This is a genomic window from Novosphingobium ginsenosidimutans, from assembly GCF_007954425.1.
Lineage (GTDB): Bacteria > Pseudomonadota > Alphaproteobacteria > Sphingomonadales > Sphingomonadaceae > Novosphingobium > Novosphingobium ginsenosidimutans.
This window is the reverse complement of the sequence record NZ_CP042345.1, coordinates 824,745-844,042: the sequence shown is the minus strand read 5'-3', so window position 1 is coordinate 844,042 and position 19,298 is coordinate 824,745. Positions and strand designations below refer to the sequence as shown.

Annotated in this window: 19 protein-coding genes and 1 tRNA gene; 9 read left to right on the top strand and 11 right to left on the bottom strand. The window is 65.3% G+C overall.

Annotation, left to right across the window (positions count from 1 at the left end):
• Positions 1 to 49 precede the first annotated feature (49 nt).
• Positions 50 to 685: a c-type cytochrome gene (locus FRF71_RS04225; RefSeq protein ID WP_147089383.1), complete on the top strand. Its 636-nt coding sequence runs from the start codon at positions 50 to 52 to the stop codon at positions 683 to 685.
• Between the two features lie 61 nt (positions 686 to 746).
• Here the strand turns inward: FRF71_RS04225 and FRF71_RS04220 are convergent, their stop codons facing one another.
• Positions 747 to 1,406 carry an RlmE family RNA methyltransferase gene (locus FRF71_RS04220; protein WP_147089382.1) on the bottom strand — a complete coding sequence of 220 codons (660 nt, stop codon included), beginning with the start codon at positions 1,404 to 1,406 and terminating at the stop codon, positions 747 to 749.
• The gene (locus tag FRF71_RS04215; RefSeq protein ID WP_147089381.1) at positions 1,403 to 2,614 is read right to left on the bottom strand and encodes a Ppx/GppA phosphatase family protein; all 1,212 of its coding nucleotides are present in this window, start codon (positions 2,612 to 2,614) and stop codon (positions 1,403 to 1,405) included. The genes FRF71_RS04220 and FRF71_RS04215 overlap by 4 nt, the downstream gene beginning before the upstream one ends.
• A gap of 130 nt (positions 2,615 to 2,744) precedes the next feature.
• Between FRF71_RS04215 and FRF71_RS04210 the strand changes: the two genes are divergently transcribed.
• Together FRF71_RS04210 and FRF71_RS04205 are read left to right on the top strand one after the other, a co-directional pair.
• A tRNA-Gln gene (locus FRF71_RS04210) sits at positions 2,745 to 2,818 on the top strand.
• A 99-nt stretch (positions 2,819 to 2,917) separates the two neighbouring features.
• Positions 2,918 to 3,790, top strand: coding sequence for an LOG family protein (locus FRF71_RS04205; protein WP_147089380.1), 873 nt, complete (start codon positions 2,918 to 2,920; stop codon positions 3,788 to 3,790).
• Here FRF71_RS04205 and thiD read toward each other — a convergent pair.
• Genes thiD through glmM form a run of 3 tightly spaced genes read right to left on the bottom strand, consistent with a single transcriptional unit; the run spans position 3,775 to position 6,102 of the window.
• Positions 3,775 to 4,530 carry a bifunctional hydroxymethylpyrimidine kinase/phosphomethylpyrimidine kinase gene (gene thiD, locus FRF71_RS04200; RefSeq protein ID WP_147089379.1) on the bottom strand — a complete coding sequence of 252 codons (756 nt, stop codon included), beginning with the start codon at positions 4,528 to 4,530 and terminating at the stop codon, positions 3,775 to 3,777. The genes FRF71_RS04205 and thiD overlap by 16 nt on opposite strands.
• Positions 4,527 to 4,751: a DUF1272 domain-containing protein gene (locus FRF71_RS04195; RefSeq protein WP_147089378.1), complete on the bottom strand. Its 225-nt coding sequence runs from the start codon at positions 4,749 to 4,751 to the stop codon at positions 4,527 to 4,529. Before FRF71_RS04195 ends, thiD begins: the two co-directional genes overlap by 4 nt.
• Positions 4,744 to 6,102: a phosphoglucosamine mutase gene (gene glmM / locus FRF71_RS04190; RefSeq protein ID WP_147089377.1), complete on the bottom strand. Its 1,359-nt coding sequence runs from the start codon at positions 6,100 to 6,102 to the stop codon at positions 4,744 to 4,746. Before glmM ends, FRF71_RS04195 begins: the two co-directional genes overlap by 8 nt.
• A gap of 95 nt (positions 6,103 to 6,197) precedes the next feature.
• Between glmM and FRF71_RS04185 the strand changes: the two genes are divergently transcribed.
• Positions 6,198 to 7,457: a dicarboxylate/amino acid:cation symporter gene (locus tag FRF71_RS04185; protein ID WP_147089376.1), complete on the top strand. Its 1,260-nt coding sequence runs from the start codon at positions 6,198 to 6,200 to the stop codon at positions 7,455 to 7,457.
• On the opposite strand, the gene FRF71_RS04180 is transcribed toward FRF71_RS04185, so the two are convergent.
• Positions 7,454 to 8,620 carry an N-acetyltransferase gene (locus tag FRF71_RS04180; protein WP_147089375.1) on the bottom strand — a complete coding sequence of 389 codons (1,167 nt, stop codon included), beginning with the start codon at positions 8,618 to 8,620 and terminating at the stop codon, positions 7,454 to 7,456. The two genes, FRF71_RS04185 and FRF71_RS04180, sit on opposite strands and share 4 nt — an antisense overlap.
• A 100-nt stretch (positions 8,621 to 8,720) precedes the next feature.
• Here FRF71_RS04180 and FRF71_RS04175 point away from each other — a divergent pair, with 100 nt between their 5' ends.
• Positions 8,721 to 9,794 (top strand): fatty acid desaturase family protein, encoded by a 1,074-nt coding sequence (locus FRF71_RS04175; RefSeq protein ID WP_147089374.1) that lies wholly within the window; start codon positions 8,721 to 8,723, stop codon positions 9,792 to 9,794.
• A gap of 4 nt (positions 9,795 to 9,798) precedes the next feature.
• Here the strand turns inward: FRF71_RS04175 and lptG are convergent, their stop codons facing one another.
• Together lptG and FRF71_RS04165 are read right to left on the bottom strand one after the other, a co-directional pair.
• Positions 9,799 to 10,896 carry an LPS export ABC transporter permease LptG gene (lptG, locus tag FRF71_RS04170; RefSeq protein WP_147089373.1) on the bottom strand — a complete coding sequence of 366 codons (1,098 nt, stop codon included), beginning with the start codon at positions 10,894 to 10,896 and terminating at the stop codon, positions 9,799 to 9,801.
• Positions 10,896 to 12,107 carry an LptF/LptG family permease gene (locus FRF71_RS04165; protein WP_147089372.1) on the bottom strand — a complete coding sequence of 404 codons (1,212 nt, stop codon included), beginning with the start codon at positions 12,105 to 12,107 and terminating at the stop codon, positions 10,896 to 10,898. Before FRF71_RS04165 ends, lptG begins: the two co-directional genes overlap by 1 nt.
• A 157-nt stretch (positions 12,108 to 12,264) precedes the next feature.
• Between FRF71_RS04165 and FRF71_RS04160 the strand changes: the two genes are divergently transcribed.
• Positions 12,265 to 12,969, top strand: coding sequence for a VIT1/CCC1 transporter family protein (locus FRF71_RS04160; protein ID WP_202878094.1), 705 nt, complete (start codon positions 12,265 to 12,267; stop codon positions 12,967 to 12,969).
• 77 nt (positions 12,970 to 13,046) lie between these two features.
• Here FRF71_RS04160 and clpS read toward each other — a convergent pair whose 3' ends face one another.
• The 3 genes from clpS to FRF71_RS04145 form a co-directional block, all read right to left on the bottom strand.
• Positions 13,047 to 13,406, bottom strand: coding sequence for an ATP-dependent Clp protease adapter ClpS (clpS, locus tag FRF71_RS04155; RefSeq protein ID WP_238339418.1), 360 nt, complete (start codon positions 13,404 to 13,406; stop codon positions 13,047 to 13,049).
• Positions 13,407 to 13,619: 213 nt separating this feature from the next.
• Positions 13,620 to 14,342, bottom strand: coding sequence for a phasin family protein (locus FRF71_RS04150; RefSeq protein ID WP_147089371.1), 723 nt, complete (start codon positions 14,340 to 14,342; stop codon positions 13,620 to 13,622).
• 139 nt (positions 14,343 to 14,481) lie between these two features.
• Complete coding sequence (locus FRF71_RS04145; RefSeq protein ID WP_147089370.1) at positions 14,482 to 16,326, bottom strand: PHA/PHB synthase family protein; 1,845 nt, start codon at positions 16,324 to 16,326, stop codon at positions 14,482 to 14,484.
• A gap of 116 nt (positions 16,327 to 16,442) precedes the next feature.
• Here FRF71_RS04145 and FRF71_RS04140 point away from each other — a divergent pair, with 116 nt between their 5' ends.
• From FRF71_RS04140 to FRF71_RS04130, 3 genes are all read left to right on the top strand, one after another.
• Positions 16,443 to 17,642, top strand: coding sequence for an LL-diaminopimelate aminotransferase (locus FRF71_RS04140; RefSeq protein WP_147089369.1), 1,200 nt, complete (start codon positions 16,443 to 16,445; stop codon positions 17,640 to 17,642).
• Positions 17,643 to 17,732: 90 nt separating this feature from the next.
• A complete protein-coding gene (locus FRF71_RS15590) occupies positions 17,733 to 18,497 on the top strand; it encodes a helix-turn-helix domain-containing protein (protein ID WP_238339416.1) in 765 nt (254 codons plus the stop codon).
• The gene (locus FRF71_RS04130; protein ID WP_147089368.1) at positions 18,485 to 19,294 is read left to right on the top strand and encodes a crotonase/enoyl-CoA hydratase family protein; all 810 of its coding nucleotides are present in this window, start codon (positions 18,485 to 18,487) and stop codon (positions 19,292 to 19,294) included. The genes FRF71_RS15590 and FRF71_RS04130 overlap by 13 nt, the downstream gene beginning before the upstream one ends.
• Positions 19,295 to 19,298: the final 4 nt, after the last annotated feature.

Genomic DNA, 19,298 nt, shown 5'->3' with positions numbered 1-19,298 from the left:
TAGAGCGACCCGCAATTCTCCTAGCCACATATCCCACGGGGCACGATTAATGGACGACCGTTTCAACACCATTGCCGGTTGGACGCTGTTTTCGGGCGTTGTTGCGCTTGGTCTCGCTTCGCTGAGCAGCCACTACTTCCGCGCGACCAAGGAAAACCGCCCTGAGAAGATGGGCTATGCGATCGAAGGCGTGGTCCAGGAAGGTGAAGGCGGCGCCGCTGCCGTGCCGCTGGAAACCCTGCTCGCCAGCGCCGATGCGGCCAAGGGTGAAGCCACTTTCAAGAAGTGCGCCTCGTGCCACACGATCACCCCGGGCGGTGCCAACGGCATCGGTCCGAACCTGCACGCCGTGATGGGTGAAGGCGTGGCCCAGGGCCGCGGCGGTTTTGCCTTCTCTGATGCGCTGAAGTCGCATGGCGGCAAGTGGGACTGGGCGACGATGGACGCCTGGCTCAAGAACCCCAAGGCCTTCGCCGCCGGCACCAAGATGAGCTTCGCCGGGATTGGCGATGCGGCTGAGCGCGCCAACCTGCTGGTCTATCTCAACGCCCAGGGTTCGAACCTGCCGCTGCCGGCCGCTCCGGCTGCCCCGGCCGCCGATGCTGCCGCCGCGCCGGCCGATGCCGCTGCGGCCCCGGCCGAAGGCGCTGCTGCCGCTCCGGCTGCGGAACCCGCCAAGAAGTAAGCTTTACCCGCAAGGGGGGAAAAGAGGGCGGCGGTCTGCGGACCTGCCGCCCTTCTTCGTTTCAGCCCTTGAAGCCCTGGGCGATCACGTACCACTCGGACGAATCCTTGCGGCTCGCCGGCGGCTTGGCGTGCTTCACCGTCGTGAAGTGGCGCTTGAGCAGGGCCAGCAGCTCGGTATCCGTGCCGCCCGCCAGGACCTTGGCGATGAAGGCCCCGCCAAGTGCAAGGTTTTCTATCGCAAAGTGCGCGGCGGTCTCGACCAGGCCCATGGTCCGCAGGTGGTCGGTGGCCTTGTGGCCAACGGTATTGGCGGCCATGTCCGAGATCACCAGGTCCGGCGCGCCGCCCAGCGCCTCTACCAGCAGGGCGGGCGCGGCATCGTCCATGAAGTCCATCTGGAACAGGGTCACGCCTTCCAGCGGCTCGGTTTCCAACAGATCGATCCCAACCACTGCAGCTTTGGGGGCCTGCTTGCGCACCACCTGGCTCCACCCGCCGGGGGCCACGCCGAGATCGACCACCCGATGGGCGTTCTTGAGCAGGGCAAACTTCTGGTCGAGCTCGATCAGCTTGAAGGCGGCGCGGCTGCGCCAGCCGGCATCCTTGGAGGCTTTCACATAGGGATCGTTGAGTTGGCGGGTCAGCCAGCGGGTCGAGCTGGCGGTCCGCCCTTTGCCGGTCTTGAGCCGTTCACCGGCAGGGCGGCCCGAACGGCTCATCGACTTGCTCCTTCACGCTTGCTGCGGCGCATGGCCGCGCGGGTCCGTTCCGCCATCCCTTCCGAAGCCATCAGGCTGCGCAGGATCCCTTCGCGGATGCCGCGATCTGCAACGCCCAGCCGGTCAGCCGGCCACAGATCGAGGATCGTCTCGAGGATCGCGCAGCCCGCTACCACCAGGTCGGCGCGCTCGCGGCCGATGCAGGCCAGCTCGCGCCGTGCCGGGATGGGCATTGAGGACAGGCGCGCGGAAATACCGCGCATCGCCTCGGCCGGCACGATCAGACCGTCGACCGCGCGGCGATCATATTGCGGCAGATCAAGATGAAGGCTGGCCAGCGTCGTGACCGTGCCGCTGGTGCCAAGCAGGCGCAGCGCCGTCTTGCCTTCGTGCTGTTCAAGCATGGCTGCCAGCCGGTCGGCAAAGGGGGCAAGGCTTTCGCGCACCCGGCGGCGCATGTCGGCATAGCGGGCAGCGCGGCCATCGGCGTCGATCGGTTCGACCCCGCAGGTCTCGGTCAGCGAGACGACGCCCCAGGGCACGCTCATCCAGTCGACAATCCGCGGCAGCGGAGCATCGCCCTGTTCGACCAGCACCAGCTCGGTCGAACCGCCGCCGATGTCGAAGATGATCGCCGGGCCATCGCCCTGTTCCAGCAGGATGTGACAACCCAGGACCGCCAGCCGCGCCTCTTCCTTGGCGCTGATAATGTCCAGCGCGATCCCGGTTTCCCGCCGGACGCGTTCGATAAAATCGGGGCCGTTCTCGGCCCGCCGGCAGGCTTCAGTCGCCACCGAGCGGGCAAGGTGGACGCGCCGCCGCTTGAGCTTTTCGGCGCAGACGTGGAGCGCCCCCAGGGCCCGGTCCATCGCCGCATCGCTGAGCCGACCAGACCCGGCCAGACCTTCACCCAGCCGGACCACGCGGCTGAACGCATCGACCACGACAAAGTTCTCACCCTGCGGGCGGGCAATCAGCAAGCGGCAATTGTTGGTGCCAAGATCAATCGCAGCAAAGCTTTGCCGCGGGTGGACCAAGGAATCGCGCCCGCCGCCCTGCGGGTCGATTCGTCCGGGTCGGCCGTCCGGCTGGCGGTTGGGCATAGCGGGGCTGATTTCGGAAGGGCTGGGCGCACCGCGCTGGTCCTGTCCGGGTTCGAACCCCTGTCCTGCCTCCTCGCGCATGGCCGGCGGAGTATTTTCCGCCATGACAATCACACTCTTATGTTTATCCCGCACGTGTGGCGGGTACCTGGGGCCATGGTAGCGGCCCCCCGCCGCAAGGGCAAGTCCAGCGGCTTGACGCGGGCGCAACCTGGGCCTAGAGGACCGCCCTCGTTGCCCGATCCTCTAATGGTAAGAGAGCGGACTCTGACTCCGTCAATCAAGGTTCGAATCCTTGTCGGGCATCCAACTCCTCGCTGAACGTAATGGCCCGTACTCGGCAACCGAGTGGCGGGCCGAACTGTTTTTGGGGGTTGGCAAGCAATTCGCCGCAAAGGAAAAGGCCTGATGACCGAACCGACCGAAAAGCGGCTAAGCCGCCGCCGCTTCTACAAGGCCGAGCAGGAAGCCTCCTTCGTCGAATCGCACCTGGCGTCTACCCCGCAGACCCGCAGCCCGGCCTACAAGCTGGCCTTCCGCGACACCGATTTTCTGCTGCGCGAGGAGCTGCGCCCGGTCCGCTTCCAGCTGGAATTGCTGAAATGCGAGATGATGCTGGATGAGGCGCGGATCGGTTCGACCCTGGTCTGCTATGGCTCGGCCCGCATTCCGGCGCCCGAAGAGGCCGAAGCGGCGCTGGCAACCGCGACCACCCCCGAACGCAAGGCTGTGGTTGAACGGCTGGTCGCCAAGTCGAAATATTATGACGAGGCGCGCCAGCTCGGCCGGATCGCCAGTGAATGCGGCGTGGTTGAAAAGGGCATGCGCCAGTTCGTGGTCTGCTCGGGCGGCGGCCCTTCGATCATGGAAGCGGCCAACCGCGGCGCGGCCGATGCCGGGGCGGATACGATCGGTCTCAACATCGTCTTGCCGCATGAGCAGGCGCCCAACCAGTACGTCACGCCGGACCTGGCCTTCCAGTTCCACTACTTCGCGCTGCGCAAGATGCACTTCCTGCTCCGCGCCCGCGCGGTTGCCGTCTTCCCGGGCGGGTTCGGCACACTCGACGAGTTTATGGAGCTGCTCACCCTGATCCAGACCGGCAAGATGAAGCCGATCCCGATCCTGCTGTTTGGCCAGGAGTTCTGGAACAAGGTCATCAATTTCCAGGCCCTGGCCGAGGAAGGCGTGATCAATTTCGAGGACCTCAACCTGTTCCACTGGGTGGAAACCGCCGAGGAAGCCTGGTCAAAGATCGCCGCGTTCTACGAACTCGATTGAACCGCCTGATGGCCCAGCGGGCCGCTGCCTGAACCGAAGCCGGGGGCGGCCTCAAGCGCAGCGCGAACGAAACGGCGGCCCTGTTCGATGGCGGCAACCAGGTCCAGTCCGGCGCCGAGGCCAGTGGCGATCGCGCTCGACAGGGTGCAGCCGGTGCCGTGGGTGTGGCGGGTGATGATGCGCGGCGCCGACCAGACCTGCGGCTCGGCGCCGGGCACAACCAGCACGTCCTCCACTGTCGGCCCCTCGGCGTCGCCACCCTTGGCGAGATAGGCAATGCCGCGTGCTGCCATGCCTTCTGGCCCGCCAAGGGCCTGAAGCTCCGGAACGTTCGGCGTGGTGAGCGCCGCCAGCTTCATCAGCCGTTCGAACCCGGCGATTGTTGCGGCATCGGCAAGGACCGAGCCGCTGGTCGCGATCATCACGGGATCGAACACCACCGGCACGTCCAGCAATTCCAGCCGCTCAGCCACCACGGCGGCGATCTGGGGCGAGCCCAGCATCCCGATCTTGACCGCATCGACGCCCACATCGCTGACGCAGGCATCGATTTGTGCGCCCACCATCTCGGGCGAGAGAGCTTCGACCATGGTCACACCCAGCGTGTTCTGCGCCGTCACCGCTGTGATCGCGGTCATGGCAAATCCGCCCAGCATCGTAATGGTCTTGATGTCGGCCTGGATCCCCGCGCCGCCGGATGAATCCGAACCGGCAATGGAGAGGATGCGGGGGGGCTTCACCCCTTGAACTTCCGCTCAGTCGAGGGCGGATACTTGGCCTGCAGCGGTTTGGCACGGGTCGGCCGGTCCATCAGTTCCCCGCCGCAGTTGGGGCAGCGCTCGTCCAGATCATCGGCGCATTCGGTGCAAAAGGTGCATTCGAAGCTGCAGATGAAGGCGCCAGGGAGTTCGGCCGGCAAGTCCGCGCCGCACTTCTCGCAATCGGGGCGCATCTCAAGCACTGGCCGCCTCCTTCACCGCATTGCAGATCGCATCGACGACCTGTTCGACTTCGCCGGCATCGTCGCCTTCGGCCATGACGCGGATCACCGGTTCGGTGCCCGAGGGGCGGATCACCAAGCGGCCCCGGCCGGAAAGCTGGGCCTCAGCTTCGGCGATCACCGCCTTGACGCGGGCATCGTCCAGCGGCCCCTTTGAAGATTTCTGGCCGCCAGCAAAGCGCACATTCTTGAGCAATTGCGGCACCGGATCGAACAGGTGCATCAGCTCGCTGGCCCGCTTGCCACTCTTGACCAGCGCGGCAAGCACCTGGAGCGCGGCAATCGTGCCATCGCCGGTGGTGGCGTGATCGAGCATGATCATGTGGCCCGACTGTTCGCCACCAACGTTGTAGCCGCCAGCCTTCATCGCCTCGAGCACATAGCGATCGCCCACCTTGGCGCGGACCAGGCTGAGGCCCTTGCCATCGAGGAAGCGCTCTAGCCCCAGGTTCGACATGACTGTCGCGACCACTCCGCCGCCGCGCAGCTCCCCGCGCGCGGCGAGCTGGCTGCCGATCAGGGCCATGATCTGGTCACCATCGACCGTCTGGCCCTTTTCATCGACCACGATCAGCCGGTCGGCATCGCCATCCAAGGCAATGCCGATATCTGCACCGCTGGCGACGACGCTTTCCTTGACGAGATCGAGATGGGTCGAGCCGCACTTGTCATTGATGTTGGTGCCATTGGGCGAAACACCGACTGCAACCACTTCGGCGCCCAGTTCCCAGACCGCCGAAGGGGCGACCTGGTAAGCCGCGCCATTCGCGCAATCGACCACGATCTTCAGGCCATCGAGGCGGATGTCATCGGGCAGCGAGGCCTTGACCGCGTGGATATAGCGGCCGCGGGCATCGTCGATCCGGCGCGCCCGGCCGATCTGCGGCGAGGGGGCGAGCGCCATGTCCTGTTCCAGCATGGCCTCAATCGCGGCCTCATCGGCATCGGAGAGCTTGAAGCCGTCCGGGCCGAACAGCTTGATACCGTTGTCCTCGTAAGGATTGTGGCTGGCCGAGATCATCACGCCGACATCGGCGCGCAGCTCGCGCGTCAGCAGGGCAACTGCCGGGGTCGGCATAGGGCCCAGCAGGATCACGTCCATGCCCACGCTGGTGAAGCCCGCAACCAGCGCGTTCTCCAGCATATAGCCCGACAGGCGCGTGTCCTTGCCGATCACCACGCGGTGCTTGTGGCTGCCGCGCAGGAAGCGGGTGCCCGCCGCCTGGCCGACCTTCATTGCCGTTGCCGCCGTCATCACGCCGGCATTGGTGCGCCCGCGGATCCCGTCCGTACCGAAATAGTTGCGTCCCATCACTTACCCTGTAGCACGCTAGACCTTGAAGAAATGCTATGTCGCGCGGCACAAGCAAAGTCACGCGGACATTGACCAGACCGGGGAGCCCCAGAATGCAGCACCAGTCCAGCGCGAGCGGCTTTCCCGAGATCAAGGTACCTGCGCTGCTGACCTTTCTGGCGCTGCTGCTGGGCTTTGTGATCGGCACGGTGTTTCGCGGACAGACCGGGTTCGCGCCGATTGAGGCTGCGGCCGGGGAACTGGGCAGCCTCTGGCTCAAGCTGCTGCAACTCACGATCCTGCCGCTGGTGATCGGGCTGGTGGTGACGGGTATTTCGCAGACCTTGGCCGCAGCTGGTGGCGGCCGATTGGCGCGGCGTGCGGTGCTGATGTTCGTCGCCGTGCTGCTGTTCGCGGGCACCATGTCGGCCGTTCTGGTCCCGCTGCTGCTTGAACTGTTTCCGATCCCGGCCGGTGCGGTTGCGGCGCTGAGTGGCGGCGGGGCAACTGATCCGGGCAAGGTTCCAGGCTTTGCCGAGATCCTTGAAGCGATGGTCCCCAGCAACATCTTCTCCGCCGCTGCCAATGGCGCGATGCTGCCAGTGGTGATCTTTGCCGCGCTGTTCGCACTCGCCTGCACCCGCATTGCCGAAGCGCCGCGCCGCTCGCTGCTGACCTTCTTCGAAGGGCTGGCCATGGCGATGATGGTGATCGTCGGCTGGGTGCTGATGCTCGCCCCGATCGGCGTGCTGGGCCTGGCGATTTCGCTCGGTGCAAAGACCGGGGCCGACGCGATCGGAGGGCTGGCGCACTACATCGTGATCGTCAGCGCAGCCGGGCTGGTCGTGCTGCTGGCTTCGGTGGCCATCGCCCTTGTGATTGGTCGCCGCCCGCTGGGGGCCTTCGCCAAAGCCATGCTGCCGGTCTATGCCGTGGCCATCTCGACCCAGTCCTCGCTGGCCAGCCTGCCCGCGATGCTGGCCGCTTCGCGCAAGCTGGGCGTGCGCGAATCGACGGCTGATTTCGTCCTGCCGCTGGCCGTGGCGATCTTTCGCGGGACCAGCCCGGCGATGAACATGGGGGTGGCGATCTATGCCGCCTACCTTACCGGCACGCCGCTATCGCCCTGGGCGCTGGGGGCAGGGGTGCTGGTGGCCTTCCTGGTATCGCTCAGCTCGGTTTCGCTGCCGGGTACGCTCAGCTTCGTGGTCTCGGTCGGGCCGATCGCCATGGCCATGGGCGTGCCGATCGAACCGCTCGCCCTGCTGGTCGCGGTCGAGATGCTGCCCGATATCATGCGCACCCTGGGCAATGTTACCGCCGACGTCGCGGTGACGGCGGCGGTTGACAAGCGGGGTGAGGCGGAGGCCTAGAGCCCCTTGCCGTAAACCATGTATTCCTTGTTCACGGTGGCATCGATCGCCTCGGCAATCGCGTTCATCCCCTGGTTGTCGTCCAGGATCCAGCCGATCTCACCGCGCTTGCCCTGGTAGCGGGTGACCGAGGCCTGGCGGATCGTCTCGATCATCATGAAGGCCAGCTGGCTGGCCATCCGGCTCGATTGCAGGCGCTTGACCACGCCCATCAGCGGCACGCGCATGTCGGCCGGCTTGGTCCGCAGCATCCACAGCCCTAGCTTGATCCAGCCAAGGATTGACGGCTTGCCGTTGCGGCCAACCGCTTTCAGCTGGATCTGGTTGGCATCGGGCAGGGTGATCATGAAGGCGACCGGCTCGCCATCGTACTCGGCGATCCGCACCAGGTCCGGCTTGACCAGCGGCTTCATCTTCTTGGCGGTATAGGCGATTTCGGTGGGGGTGAAGGGCACGAAGCCCCAGTTTTCCGACCAGGCATCGTTCAGGATCGCGCAGATGATCTCAACCTCGCGGTCGAAGTTCTTGAGGTCCACATCGCGGATGCGGATTCGCGCGTTCTTCTCACCCGATTGCACAATCCGCTGGATCAGCGGCGGGAAGGGCTTGGTGATATCGAGGTCAAAGGTCGCCAGCTTCTTGGCCGGGGCATAGCCGGCGCCTTCGATCCAGCCCTGCTGCTCGGGCGAGTTGTGGCCCATCATGATCATCGGCGGATGATCGAAGCCCTTGACCAGCAGGCCCGGCTCTTCCCAGACCGAAAGGGTCATTGGTGCCAGCACGCGGGACATCCCCTGGTCGCGCAGCCACTGTTCGGCCCGGTGGATCAGGGTCGCTGCCACTTCGCCGTCCTCGGCCTGGAGCGCCCCCCACATGCCGGTGCCGGGCCCCATCCCCTGCTCGGCTGGCTGGGCCAGCGCCAGCTCGTCGATATGGGCCGCGATCCGGCCGACCACCTGGCCACCGCGATTGGCCAGGAACAGCTGGCAACGCGCATGCTCGAAATAGGGATTGCCGCCGGGGGTATAGCGCTCAATCTCCTCAGCCCGCAGCTGCGGCACGAAATTGGGATCGGCGGCATTGAGCCGGTACTGGACATCGACAAAGGCCTCGCGCCCGGCCTTATCGCTGACTTCTGTGATCACAATTTCCGACTGGGCCACGATCTTGCCTTTGTTTTATAGCATTGGCCCCCACCTATGCCGCGCACGGCCCGGTAAGCCAAGCATGGCGGGCCACGGACAAGTGAATTACGGAACCAGCATGACTGCCTACGAAGCCATCACCGATACCACCAAGGGCGCCGCCCGGGGCGTGGGCATTCCCGATGACATGGCGATGCTGCGCGCTGCAGTTGAGCAGACGCGCGACATTTCGGCCGCCAAGGGCAGCATCTACTGGCCCGACATGCTGATTTCGGCCGCGATCGGCTATGCCGGGCTGGCCGGCGCGATCCTGCTGGACGTTACCTGGCAGGCGGTGCTGGCCGGGGCGGTCTCCGCGCTCGCCTTCTACCGCGCGCTGCTGTTCATTCACGAGCTGACCCACATTCACCGCGATGCCCTGCCGGGCTTCCGGTTCGGCTGGAACCTGCTGGTGGGCGTGCCGATGATGATGCCCTCGCTGATGTACGAAAACGTCCATACCCTGCACCATGCCCGCACCCGCTATGGCACGGTCGAGGATCCGGAGTACCTGCCGCTGGCGCTGATGAAGCCGTGGTCACTGCCGATGTTCATCCTGGTGGCGCTGCTGCTGCCGATCGGTCTGCTGATCCGCTCGGCGGTGCTGGTGCCGCTGGGCGTGATCATCCCGCCGCTGCGCCGACTGGTGTGGGAACGCGCCTCGGCCCTGTCGATCAACCCCGAATTCCGCCGCCGCCCGGCCGAGGGTGAGTTTGCGCGCCAGGTCTTCTGGCAGGAACTGGGCGCCTCGGTCTGGGCGCTATTCCTGGTCTGGTATGCGGCAACGCAAGACTGGCGGCCGCTGGCGATCGGCCTGGCGGTGATCTCGGCCACGGCGGTACTCAATCAGGTCCGCACGCTGGTTGCGCACCTTTGGCAGAATGAGGGCGAGCCGATGACGGTGACCGCGCAATACCTCGATTCCGTCAATGTCCCGCCGCCGGGCCTGCTGGCCGAGCTGTGGGCTCCGGTCGGGTTGCGCTATCACGCGCTGCACCACCTACTGCCCAGCCTGCCCTATCATTCGCTGCCCGAGGCGCACCGGCGCCTGCACGGCTTGCTTGGCCGGGAATCGACCTATGCCAAGGCGAACTATCCGGGGCTGCTGCCGCTGGTCGGCTATCTGGCCAAGAGCACGATGAAGCCGCGCTAAAGCGCTATTCCTCGGTCCGGACCAGCACGGTCTCGCCAACCAGTGCGAACAGCAGGAACGGCGCCCAGGCCGCGATAAGCGGCGGGTAGCCGCCGAAGTTGCCCATGGCGAGCGCGGCATTGTCGATCACGAAATAGGCAAAGCCCAGCGCCATGCCGATGATCGCGCGGATCAGTAGCTGACCTGAGCGTGCCAGGCCAAAGGCGGCCACGGCACCCAGCAGCGGCATCAGCAGCGCGGCGAGCGGACCGGAAAACTTGTGCCACCACTTGCCCTCCAGCTCGCTGGTGCGGCGGCCTTGCGCCTTGAGCGCCTGGATCGAATGGTAAAGCTCGATCACGTTCTGAGCATCGGGATCGACCTTGCTGATCGCGACCTGCGCCGGCGTGATACCCTGGGCGACGACCGTCGGCGCCAGTTCGACCCGGCGGGTCCCGGCCACATCGAAGCTGACCGGCTTGTCGAGCCGCCAGCCAGGGTTGGCATAGGTCGCGTGCGGCGCGCGAATCTGTTCGAGCACCATGCCGGCCCCATCGCGGCGATACCAGGTGACATTGTCCATCCGGGTCAGCTTGCCCGTGCCGCTGACCTGCCCGGCGGCCAGGATATGCGGCCCGTCGGGCAGGTAGACGTTGGGGCGAACCTTGGCATCGGGCGGGATCGGGCGGAACTCCGCCGCGGTCCAGGCCTTGAGCGTCGCGGTTGAACGCGTCACCACCCGCTCGTTGAAGGCAAAGCTGATGACTGAAATCACCGCCGCAGTCAGCAACAGCGGGGCCAGCACCTGGTGGGCCGAGAGGCCGGCGGCCTTCATCGCCACGACCTCGCTGTTCTGGTTGAGTGTCGCCAGGGTGATGATTGTCGCCAGCAGCACCGAGTAGGGCAGGAACCGCGCGATCAGCTGCGGGATGCGTAGCGAGACATACTGCCACAGCTGCGCCTCGCCATTGCCGGGCACGCCCAGGATCTTGCCGCTTTCGGACAGGAGGTCGAGCGTCTGGAGCACGAGCACCAGCATGACCAGCACTGCCAGGATGCGCACCACGAACAGCTTGGCGAGATAGCGCGTCAGCGAGGGCGAGGGGAAGAATTCGAGCTGCATCAGGCCCCTGCGATCCGGTTGCGATTGAACCGCGCCGCCAGCTTGCGACCCCACTTGCCAAGGTTATCGGCCAGCCGTTCGAGCGCGCCGATGGGCTGGCCGCCAGGGACATAGGCGATCCGCCAGTACATCCACAGGATCAGCGCCGAAAACAGCACGAACGGCCCCCACAGCGCCAGCAGCGGCGAAACCCGGCCCAGCGCGGAAACCGCCATGCCGTACTCATTCACCTTGTGATAGGCGACCACCATCACGATCGAGAGGAACAGCCCGAGCGCCGAGGTCGAGCGCTTGGGCGGGATCGCCAGCGCCACCGCGAGCAGCGGCAGCAGCAGCATCATCGCCACTTCAACCAGACGGAAATTCAGGCTGGCGCTGCTTTCGTTCTTCAGCTTCTCGCTCGCCCGGTCGCTCCAGGTGATCCGGAGCAGTTCGGGCAGGAAGTATTCGCGCTCCTTGCCGCCGCGCTGGCGAAACTCCTCGACCGCCGGAAGGTCGATCGGCAGGTCGTGGCGGGTGAAGCTCAGCACGCGCGGCGCCTGGCCGGGCGCGTCCTGCACGATCTGGCCGTCGGTCAGCCGCAGGATGATCGTGTCCGGGCTGTCCTTCAAGGCGAGGAACCGCCCCTCGCGGGCCGAGATCGAGAGGATCTGGCCCTTGGGTGAGGCTACACGGGCGAAGATGCCGATCAGCTGGCGCCCTTCTTCTCTGCTCTGCTCAATCCTGAGAGCCATCTTGTCCTGCAAAGTGGTGAACTCACCCACCTTGATCGAGGCGCCGAGGGCACCGGAACGGAGCTCAAACTGAAGCTGTTCGTAGTAGTAGCGCGATAGCGGCTGAAGGTAGCTGACGATCACCAGATTAAGCGCCGCCAGCACCAGCGTGATCATGTAGGGCACCCGCAGCAGCCGGGTATAGCTCAGCCCGACCGCGCGCATGGTGTCCAGCTCGCTGGTCGTCGCCAATTTGCGGAAGGCCAGCAGAATGCCCAGCAGCAGCCCCAGCGGGATCGCCAGGCTGGCATATTCGGGCAGCAGGTTGGCCAGCATCCGGAACACCACCGACACCGGTCCGCCCTCGGTCGCCACGAAATCGAACAGCTTGAGCATCTTGTCGAGCACGAGCAGCGAGGCGGCGATCACGAAGACGCCGCACATCGGCATCAGCACGAGCCGGAAGATATAGCGGTCAATGGCGGGAAGGGACTTCACGAAACGGCCAGCACTGATCCTTTTGGGCGTCCTGGTTCCTATCGGGGCCGCCGGGTAGGACTGTTCCATAGCCGGGGCGCGGCGGGGCTGAAAGCGGGAATTGCTTTGCGGGCCAAACCGGCACAGGGTGCGCTATGAAAAGGCAGGAGCAGCACCGATGTCGATGATTTCACACCATCCCGAAAAGCATGTGGTGGAACGGATCGGCTGGCTGCGCGCGGCGGTGCTCGGCGCGAACGACGGGATCGTATCGACCGCCAGCCTGATCGTCGGCGTCGCCGCCAGCAGCGCTGATAAGGGCCCGATCCTGGTTGCCGGCATGGCTGGCCTGGTTGCCGGGGCCATGTCGATGGCGGCGGGGGAATATGTCTCGGTCTCAAGCCAGGCCGATACCGAGAACGCCGACCTGGCCCGCGAACGGCGTGAGCTGGCCGAGGACCCGGAATTCGAGCACGAGGAACTGGCGGCGATCTATCGCGGTCGCGGCCTTGATGCGGAGCTGGCCGATCAGGTCTCAGCCGCGCTGATGGCGCACGATGCGCTGGGGGCCCATGCCCGCGACGAACTGGGCCTTGCCGAGATCACGCGCGCCCGTCCGGTCCAGGCGGCGCTGACATCGGCCGCGACCTTTGCGGTCGGTGCCGCCCTGCCGCTGGTGGCGGCCACAGTCCTGCCGCTTGCGCAGTTGGTGATCGGTGTGTCGGTCTCCGCCCTGCTGTTCCTGATGCTGCTTGGCGCAGTGGGCGCGCGGGCGGGCGGGGCACCAATCGGGCGCGGGGTCCTGCGCGTGGCCTTCTGGGGGGCGGCGGCGATGGCCGCGACCTGGGCGATCGGGCGGCTCTTCGGGACAGCGGTGGCTTAGTTTCCCTGGGCCAAGGAGAGCTCAGCCCCGGGATCAAGGCCGGACTGACAATTGACGGCTAGCGCAGGATCAGGCCTTCAAGCCTTCTCCAATGTGCACTGCAGCGGGTGCTGATTCTGGCGGGCGAAGTCCATCACCTGGTTAACTTTGGTTTCCGCCACTTCGTAGGTGAAGATCCCGCAAACACCGACGCCCTTTTGGTGGACGTGGAGCATTACCCGAGTCGCCTGTTCCAGATCCATGCTGAAGAAGCGCTTGAGGACCAGCACGACGAATTCCATCGGCGTGTAATCGTCGTTCAGCATCAGCACCTTGAACTGGCTGGGTTTCTTCGGTTTTGCGCGGGTTTTGGTGGCGACGCCAACCTGGTTCTGCCCGCCGGCATCACCATCGCCATCCTCCGCGGCGGCGCGGATGGCAAAAGCGGTGAAGGGCATGGGCTGAACCATCGGACAAATATCGCACTGTGGGTGGGGCAGGACAAGTCTCTGCGGGCCGAGCGCTTACCAAAAAGCGAAGGATTGCGCAAAAGCTGAAACGGCTGGCCGAAAAGCAGACGGGCCAGACAGCGCAGCGGCTGTCCGGCCCGTCAAATTCGGCTCACGGTCCGGTGGGGAGAGGGATCACCGCACCGTGAGGAACGGCCGCGCTCAGGCGGCCTGCTTGACCTTTTCGATCGCGATGCTGACGCGGTTCTGGACCGGCGCGAAAGCTTCGTTGGCCAGCTTGACCAGGGCTTCCGAGCGCTTCGAACCAGTCGCCATGGCGGTATCGAAGTTGCGACGCAGGATTTCACCCTGCAGCTTGAAGAAGTCAGCCGGCGACTTGACGGCGGCGAGTTCCTTGACGTCGGCGGTCATGGTTTCGAAGCCGGTCTTGGCGTCTTCGACATAGACCTTGCCGAGGTCCTGCAGGCCAGCGGCCAGGACCTTGCCCGATTCAACCAGGGCTTCAACGTTGCCCTTGGTGAATTCACCGGCATCGGCGAACACGGCAGTGCTCTTTTCCATGGCGGTCTTGGCGCGATCCTGAAGATCGGCAACGGCGTCCTTCACCTTGGCGGTGAAGTCTTCGGCAGCTTGCTGGGTCTTGGCCATGATGGTGGTGTCCTTCGACTTGAGGGGGGCAGCCTTCGCGACCTTCTTGGCGGCGGGCTTGGCAACAGTTTTGGGGGCAACAGTCTTCTTCACCGCGACCTTCTTAGCCGGGGCGACGGCCTTCTTGGCAGCCGGCTTCTTCGCAGCGGCAACCTTCTTCACGGGGGCGGCCGGAGCAGCCTTCGCTTCAGGGGCCGCAGCAGCGGCGGCATAAGCCTTCTCGGCCAGAACTTCGGCCTTGGCTTCGTCAATCTTGTTCACGGTGGCGTCGGCCATCGGTTTAATCCTTCGCAGGGTGCTGGAAACCCGATTCCAGCCTCATGTTGCAGTGCACAAAATAGATATTGCACCTGCGAAGTCAAGAGCTTTATGTTGCAGCGCAGCAAAAAACTGCAATCACGCCGAAAATGGCGGTTTAGCGCGCCTTCACGTAGCTGCCGGGGGCATCTTCGACCACCTTGTCGCCCTTTTCGCCCGGCACGCGCTTGCCCTTGGCGGGGACTTCAGCGCTGTCCTGGCCGCGCAGCCATGCGATCCAGTGCGGCCACCACGAACCCGGCGTTTCAGTCGCACCGGCGATGAATTCGGCCAGGCTTTCGGCCTCGGCCGGTCCGGTCCAGTACTGGTACTTCTTGGCCGCTGGCGGATTGACCACACCGGCTATATGTCCCGAGCCGGCGAGTAGGAAAGTCCTTTCGCCGCGCAGGTGATGCATGATCTGCCAGACGCTGGCGGCCGGGGCGATATGGTCCTCGCGCCCGGCCTGGATATAGGCCGGGGTCTGGATCCGGGTCAGGTCGATCGGGGTGCCATCAGCGGAAAGCGCATCGGGCACGACCAGCTTGTTGTCACGGTAGAGCTCGGTCAGGTACTGGCGGTGCCACTTGGCCGGCAGGTTGGTGACATCGCCGTTCCAGTGCAGCAGGTCGAAGGCCGGATAGTCGTCGCCCAGCAGGTAGTTCTTGACGACGTAGTTCCAGATCAGGTCGTTGCCGCGCAGCAAGTTGAAGGTTGTCGCCATATAGCGCCCGTCAAGATAGCCGTGCTCCTCGGCCAGCTTTTCGACCACCTGCAACTGCTGGTCATCGATGAAGACCTTGAGCTCGCCCGCCTGTTCGAAATCGACCTGGGCGGTGAAAAAGGTCGCGCTCTTGACCTTGTCCGCCTCGCCGCGCCGGGCCAGCACGGCCAGCGTCGCCGCCAGGGTCGTGCCCGCAACGCAATAGCCGATGGTATGGACGGCCTTGACCCCCAGCCGCTCGCGCACGGTGTCGATCGCCTCGATCTGGGCGCGGATGTAATCGTCCCAGGTCAGGTCGACCATGGTCTCGTCGGCGCTCTTCCAAGAAACGACGAAGACGGTGACGCCTTGCTCCACCGCCCAGCGGATGAAGCTTTTCTCCGGGCTGAGGTCGAGGATGTAGAACCGGTTGATCCACGGCGGGAAGATCACCAGCGGCGTTTCGAGGACCTTGTCGGTGGTCGGGCTGTACTGGATCAGCTGGAACAGCGGGGTCTGGTAGACGACCTTACCGGGCGTGGTCGCCAGGTTCTCGCCCAGCCGGAAGGCCTGCGGGTCGACGTGGGTCAGCTGCCCCTTCTTGAGATCGGCCAGCAGGTGCTGCATCCCCTTGGCCAGGCTCTGCCCTTTGGTGGCAATGGCGCGTTCGAGCACCAGCGGGTTGGTGACCGGGAAATGCGCGGGGCTGAGCGCCTCGACCAGGGTGCGGGCGGCGAAGCGCAATTGGTCCTGCTGATGCGGATCGACTCCCTCGACACTGTCGGCCAGCGCCAGGACCTGTTCGGCCAGCATCAGGTAGGTTTGGTGGACCAGGGCGAAAAACGGCTGCTCGCGCCACTTGGGATCGGCAAAGCGGCGGTCCTTGCGCGGCAGCTCCGGCGCCTCGCCCGCAGGCTTGCCGTCGATGCCGTATTGGCCCAGCACGGTCTGCCACAGCGCCATGCCATCGGCCCACAGCTTCTGCTGCACTTCGGGCCGGGTCAGCGGCAGGGCGCGGACCCAGCCTTCGTAGATGCCCAGCCAGTTGCCCGGATCGGTCAGCATGGCCGGGGCCTTGCCCGCCAGCGTGGCGGCCTGATCCTGCGCGAATTCCAGCCACAGCGCCTGCATGGTCTGCAGCGCGGCGGCCCATTCGCCCAGTTCGCCCTGCTTGACACCGCTTGGCACCAGTTGGTCCCACAGCTTGAGCGGTTCGGCGAACATGGCGTCGAAGGTGTTGGTCAGATCGTCGTCGCGCATGAAGGGTTCCCGATTCACCGGCTGGCTGCTTGCACCCTAACCCAATTGCGGGCAGGGCTTAAGCGTCTTACAGACGAACTCGCGACAATTCCGCCGCATTCAACGAAGTCGAGGTCATGGAAGAAGAGTTCTACCGCATCAAGCGCCTGCCGCCCTACGTCATCGCCGAAGTCAACGGCATGCGGGCCGCAGCACGCGCCGCCGGTAGGGACATCATTGATCTTGGCATGGGCAACCCGGACCTGCCGCCCCCCGCCCACGTGATCGACAAGCTGTGCGAAGTGGCGCAAAAGGCCGATGCCCACGGCTATTCCGCCTCGTCCGGTATCCCCGGCCTGCGCAAGGCCCAGGCCAATTACTATGGCCGCCGCTTTGGCGTGGAGGTCGATCCCGAGACCGAAGTGGTGATGACCATGGGTTCGAAGGAGGGCCTCGCCAGCCTTGCCACCGCAATCACCGCGCCGGGCGATGTGGTGCTGGCCCCTAACCCCAGCTACCCGATCCACACTTTCGGCTTCATCATCGCCGGGGCTACGATCCGCTCGGTTCCGACCACACCGGATGAGCGTTACTGGGAATCGCTGGAGCGGGCGATGGCCTATACCGTACCGCGCCCTTCGATCCTGATCGTGAACTATCCGTCCAACCCGACTGCCGAGACGGTTGATCTCGCTTTCTATGAGCGGCTGGTCGCCTGGGCGAAGGAGAACAAGGTCTGGGTAATCTCTGACCTGGCCTATTCTGAGCTCTATTACGACGGCAATCCGACTGTTTCGATCCTGCAGGTGCCGGGGGCCAAGGACGTCGCGATCGAGTTCACCTCGATGTCGAAGACCTTTTCGATGGCCGGCTGGCGGGTCGGTTTCGCGGTCGGCAATCCGCGCCTGATCGCAGCGCTGAAGCGGGTCAAGAGCTACCTCGATTATGGCGCCTTTACCCCGATCCAGGCGGCGGCCTGCGCGGCCCTGAACGGTCCGCAGGACATCGTCGAGATGAACCGCAACCTTTACCAGAAGCGCCGCGACGTGCTGGTCGAAAGCTTTGGCCGCGCCGGGTGGGAAATCCCCAGCCCCAAGGCCTCGATGTTCGCCTGGGCCCCGCTGCCGCCGGCGCTGAAGGACATGGGCAGCCTGGAGTTTTCCAAGCAGCTGCTGACCCACGCCGAAGTCGCGGTCGCGCCCGGCGTCGGTTATGGCGAAGAGGGTGAGGGCTTCGTCCGCATCGCCCTGGTTGAGAACGAGCAGCGCCTCCGTCAGGCCGCGCGCAACATCAAGCGCTACCTAGCCAGCATGGGGGTCAATTCCTCGGCGGCCTGAGCGTAGCGCGGTCCGGTCTTCGATCGGGCTTGCAGGACAGGTCGCAGTGCTGTCAGTCTGCCCCCGAAGGGTTTGTTTCGGGAGCAACTCTTGCTCGAGTTCCAATGGTTTGCGACGGGTCCGGTCCCGGACGGGTGCGATCTGCGCCGGCTGGGCTGGACCCTCGTCGAACCCGGGATCGAGCCACCCCAGGCCGAGGCGCCGCCGCTGATCGCCATGCCGCACCGCGCGGTGGTGAGTGACTGGGTGATGCTGGTGGGGGCCAGCGCCAAGCGCCGGCAGCGGGTTCTGGCAGTCGGGGTCGACGATGCCCGGGAGCGGGCAAGATTGCTGCGGCTTGGCTTTGGCGATGCGATCGGCGGAACAACCGATCTGGAAGAGATCGAAAGCCGCGCCTTGCGAATCAACACGGCGATGCGCGCGCTGCCGCGCGAACGCACACTGGGGCTGCTCAAGCTTGATCTCTTGCTGCGCGATGCCTTCGTGGCCGGGCGCGGGGCGGGGCTCCACCCGCGCGAGTTCCTGCTGCTGTGGCGGCTGGCCGAGGAGCCGGGCGTGACCGTGCCGCCTAGCGAACTGCGCAGCGATGTCTGGCGGCTGGCCTTCCGTCCCGAAACCAATAGTCTGGCGGTCCACGTCAGTCGCCTGCGCGCTAAGCTGCGGGTCGCGGGGCTGGACGGGCTGATCGAAACCCGGGCCGACGGCGGCTATCGCCTGGCCGATGAAATGCTCCGCCCCGCGCTGAACCTTACCGACGATCCGGCAATGGCAAATGGAGGACTGGACGCGCACCTGCGTTTGGGCAAGGAAGCGGCCAAGACCAACCAGCAGGACAATGAGCAATGCGCGAGCTGAAGCCCAACGATCGAGTCAGCATTTCGATGGATGCCGATGGCGTGGCCCAGGTGCGAATGATCCGGGCCGACAAGATGAATGCGCTCGATCCGGCAATGTTCGACACGCTGCTTGAAGCGGGCGAGGTACTTTATGCCATGCCTGGCCTGCGCGCGGTGGTGCTGGCGGGCGAAGGGCGCAGTTTCTGCGCCGGTCTTGATCTCACTTCGATGGCGCAGACCGATCGCCACGATGCCGTGCCGCTGACGGAGCGGACCCACGGCAATGCCAACCGGCCGCAGCAAGTGGCGATGCAGTGGCGCAAGCTGCCGGTGCCGGTGATCGCCGCGGTGCACGGCGTCTGCTTCGGCGGCGGCCTGCAGGTGGCCAGCGGTGCGGACATCCGGGTGGTTGCGCCCGATGCGCGGCTGGCGGTGATGGAAATGAAGTGGGGCTTGGTTCCCGACATGGCCGGTTATGCGCTGTGGAAGGGCATGGTCCGCGACGACGTGCTGCGCGAACTGACCTATACCAACCGCGAGTTCACGGGTGAACAGGCTGGCGAATATGGCTTTGCGACGATTGTCGACGCCAATCCGGTCGCCCGCGCCACAGCGATCGCGGCCGAGATCGCCAACCGCAACCCCCATGCCCAGCGCGCTGCCAAGCGGCTGTTCAACCGCTATCTTGAAAGCACCACCGACGAGATCCTGATGGCCGAAAGCGTCGAGCAGACCGCACTGATCGGCAGCCGCAACCAGATTGAGGCGGTGCGCAGCCAAATGGAGAAGCGCAAAGGCGAATTCGTCGACCCCTGAACCC

Excerpts from the sequence above, each read along its gene's own strand:
- FRF71_RS04215 (WP_147089381.1), bottom strand. The coding sequence starts at position 2,614 with ATGGCGGAAAATACTCCGCCGGCCATGCGCGAGGAGGCAGGACAGGGG.
- FRF71_RS04130 (WP_147089368.1), top strand. The coding sequence starts at position 18,485 with ATGCGCGAGCTGAAGCCCAACGATCGAGTCAGCATTTCGATGGATGCC.
- FRF71_RS04220 (WP_147089382.1), bottom strand. The coding sequence starts at position 1,406 with ATGAGCCGTTCGGGCCGCCCTGCCGGTGAACGGCTCAAGACCGGCAAA.
- lptG (WP_147089373.1), bottom strand. The coding sequence starts at position 10,896 with ATGCAGCTCGAATTCTTCCCCTCGCCCTCGCTGACGCGCTATCTCGCC.
- FRF71_RS04160 (WP_202878094.1), top strand. The coding sequence starts at position 12,265 with ATGTCGATGATTTCACACCATCCCGAAAAGCATGTGGTGGAACGGATC.
- clpS (WP_238339418.1), bottom strand. The coding sequence starts at position 13,406 with ATGCCCTTCACCGCTTTTGCCATCCGCGCCGCCGCGGAGGATGGCGAT.
- FRF71_RS04225 (WP_147089383.1), top strand. The coding sequence starts at position 50 with ATGGACGACCGTTTCAACACCATTGCCGGTTGGACGCTGTTTTCGGGC.
- glmM (WP_147089377.1), bottom strand. The coding sequence starts at position 6,102 with ATGGGACGCAACTATTTCGGTACGGACGGGATCCGCGGGCGCACCAAT.
- FRF71_RS04175 (WP_147089374.1), top strand. The coding sequence starts at position 8,721 with ATGACTGCCTACGAAGCCATCACCGATACCACCAAGGGCGCCGCCCGG.
- FRF71_RS04205 (WP_147089380.1), top strand. The coding sequence starts at position 2,918 with ATGACCGAACCGACCGAAAAGCGGCTAAGCCGCCGCCGCTTCTACAAG.
- FRF71_RS04150 (WP_147089371.1), bottom strand. The coding sequence starts at position 14,342 with ATGGCCGACGCCACCGTGAACAAGATTGACGAAGCCAAGGCCGAAGTT.
- FRF71_RS04145 (WP_147089370.1), bottom strand. The coding sequence starts at position 16,326 with ATGCGCGACGACGATCTGACCAACACCTTCGACGCCATGTTCGCCGAA.
- FRF71_RS04140 (WP_147089369.1), top strand. The coding sequence starts at position 16,443 with ATGGAAGAAGAGTTCTACCGCATCAAGCGCCTGCCGCCCTACGTCATC.
- FRF71_RS04185 (WP_147089376.1), top strand. The coding sequence starts at position 6,198 with ATGCAGCACCAGTCCAGCGCGAGCGGCTTTCCCGAGATCAAGGTACCT.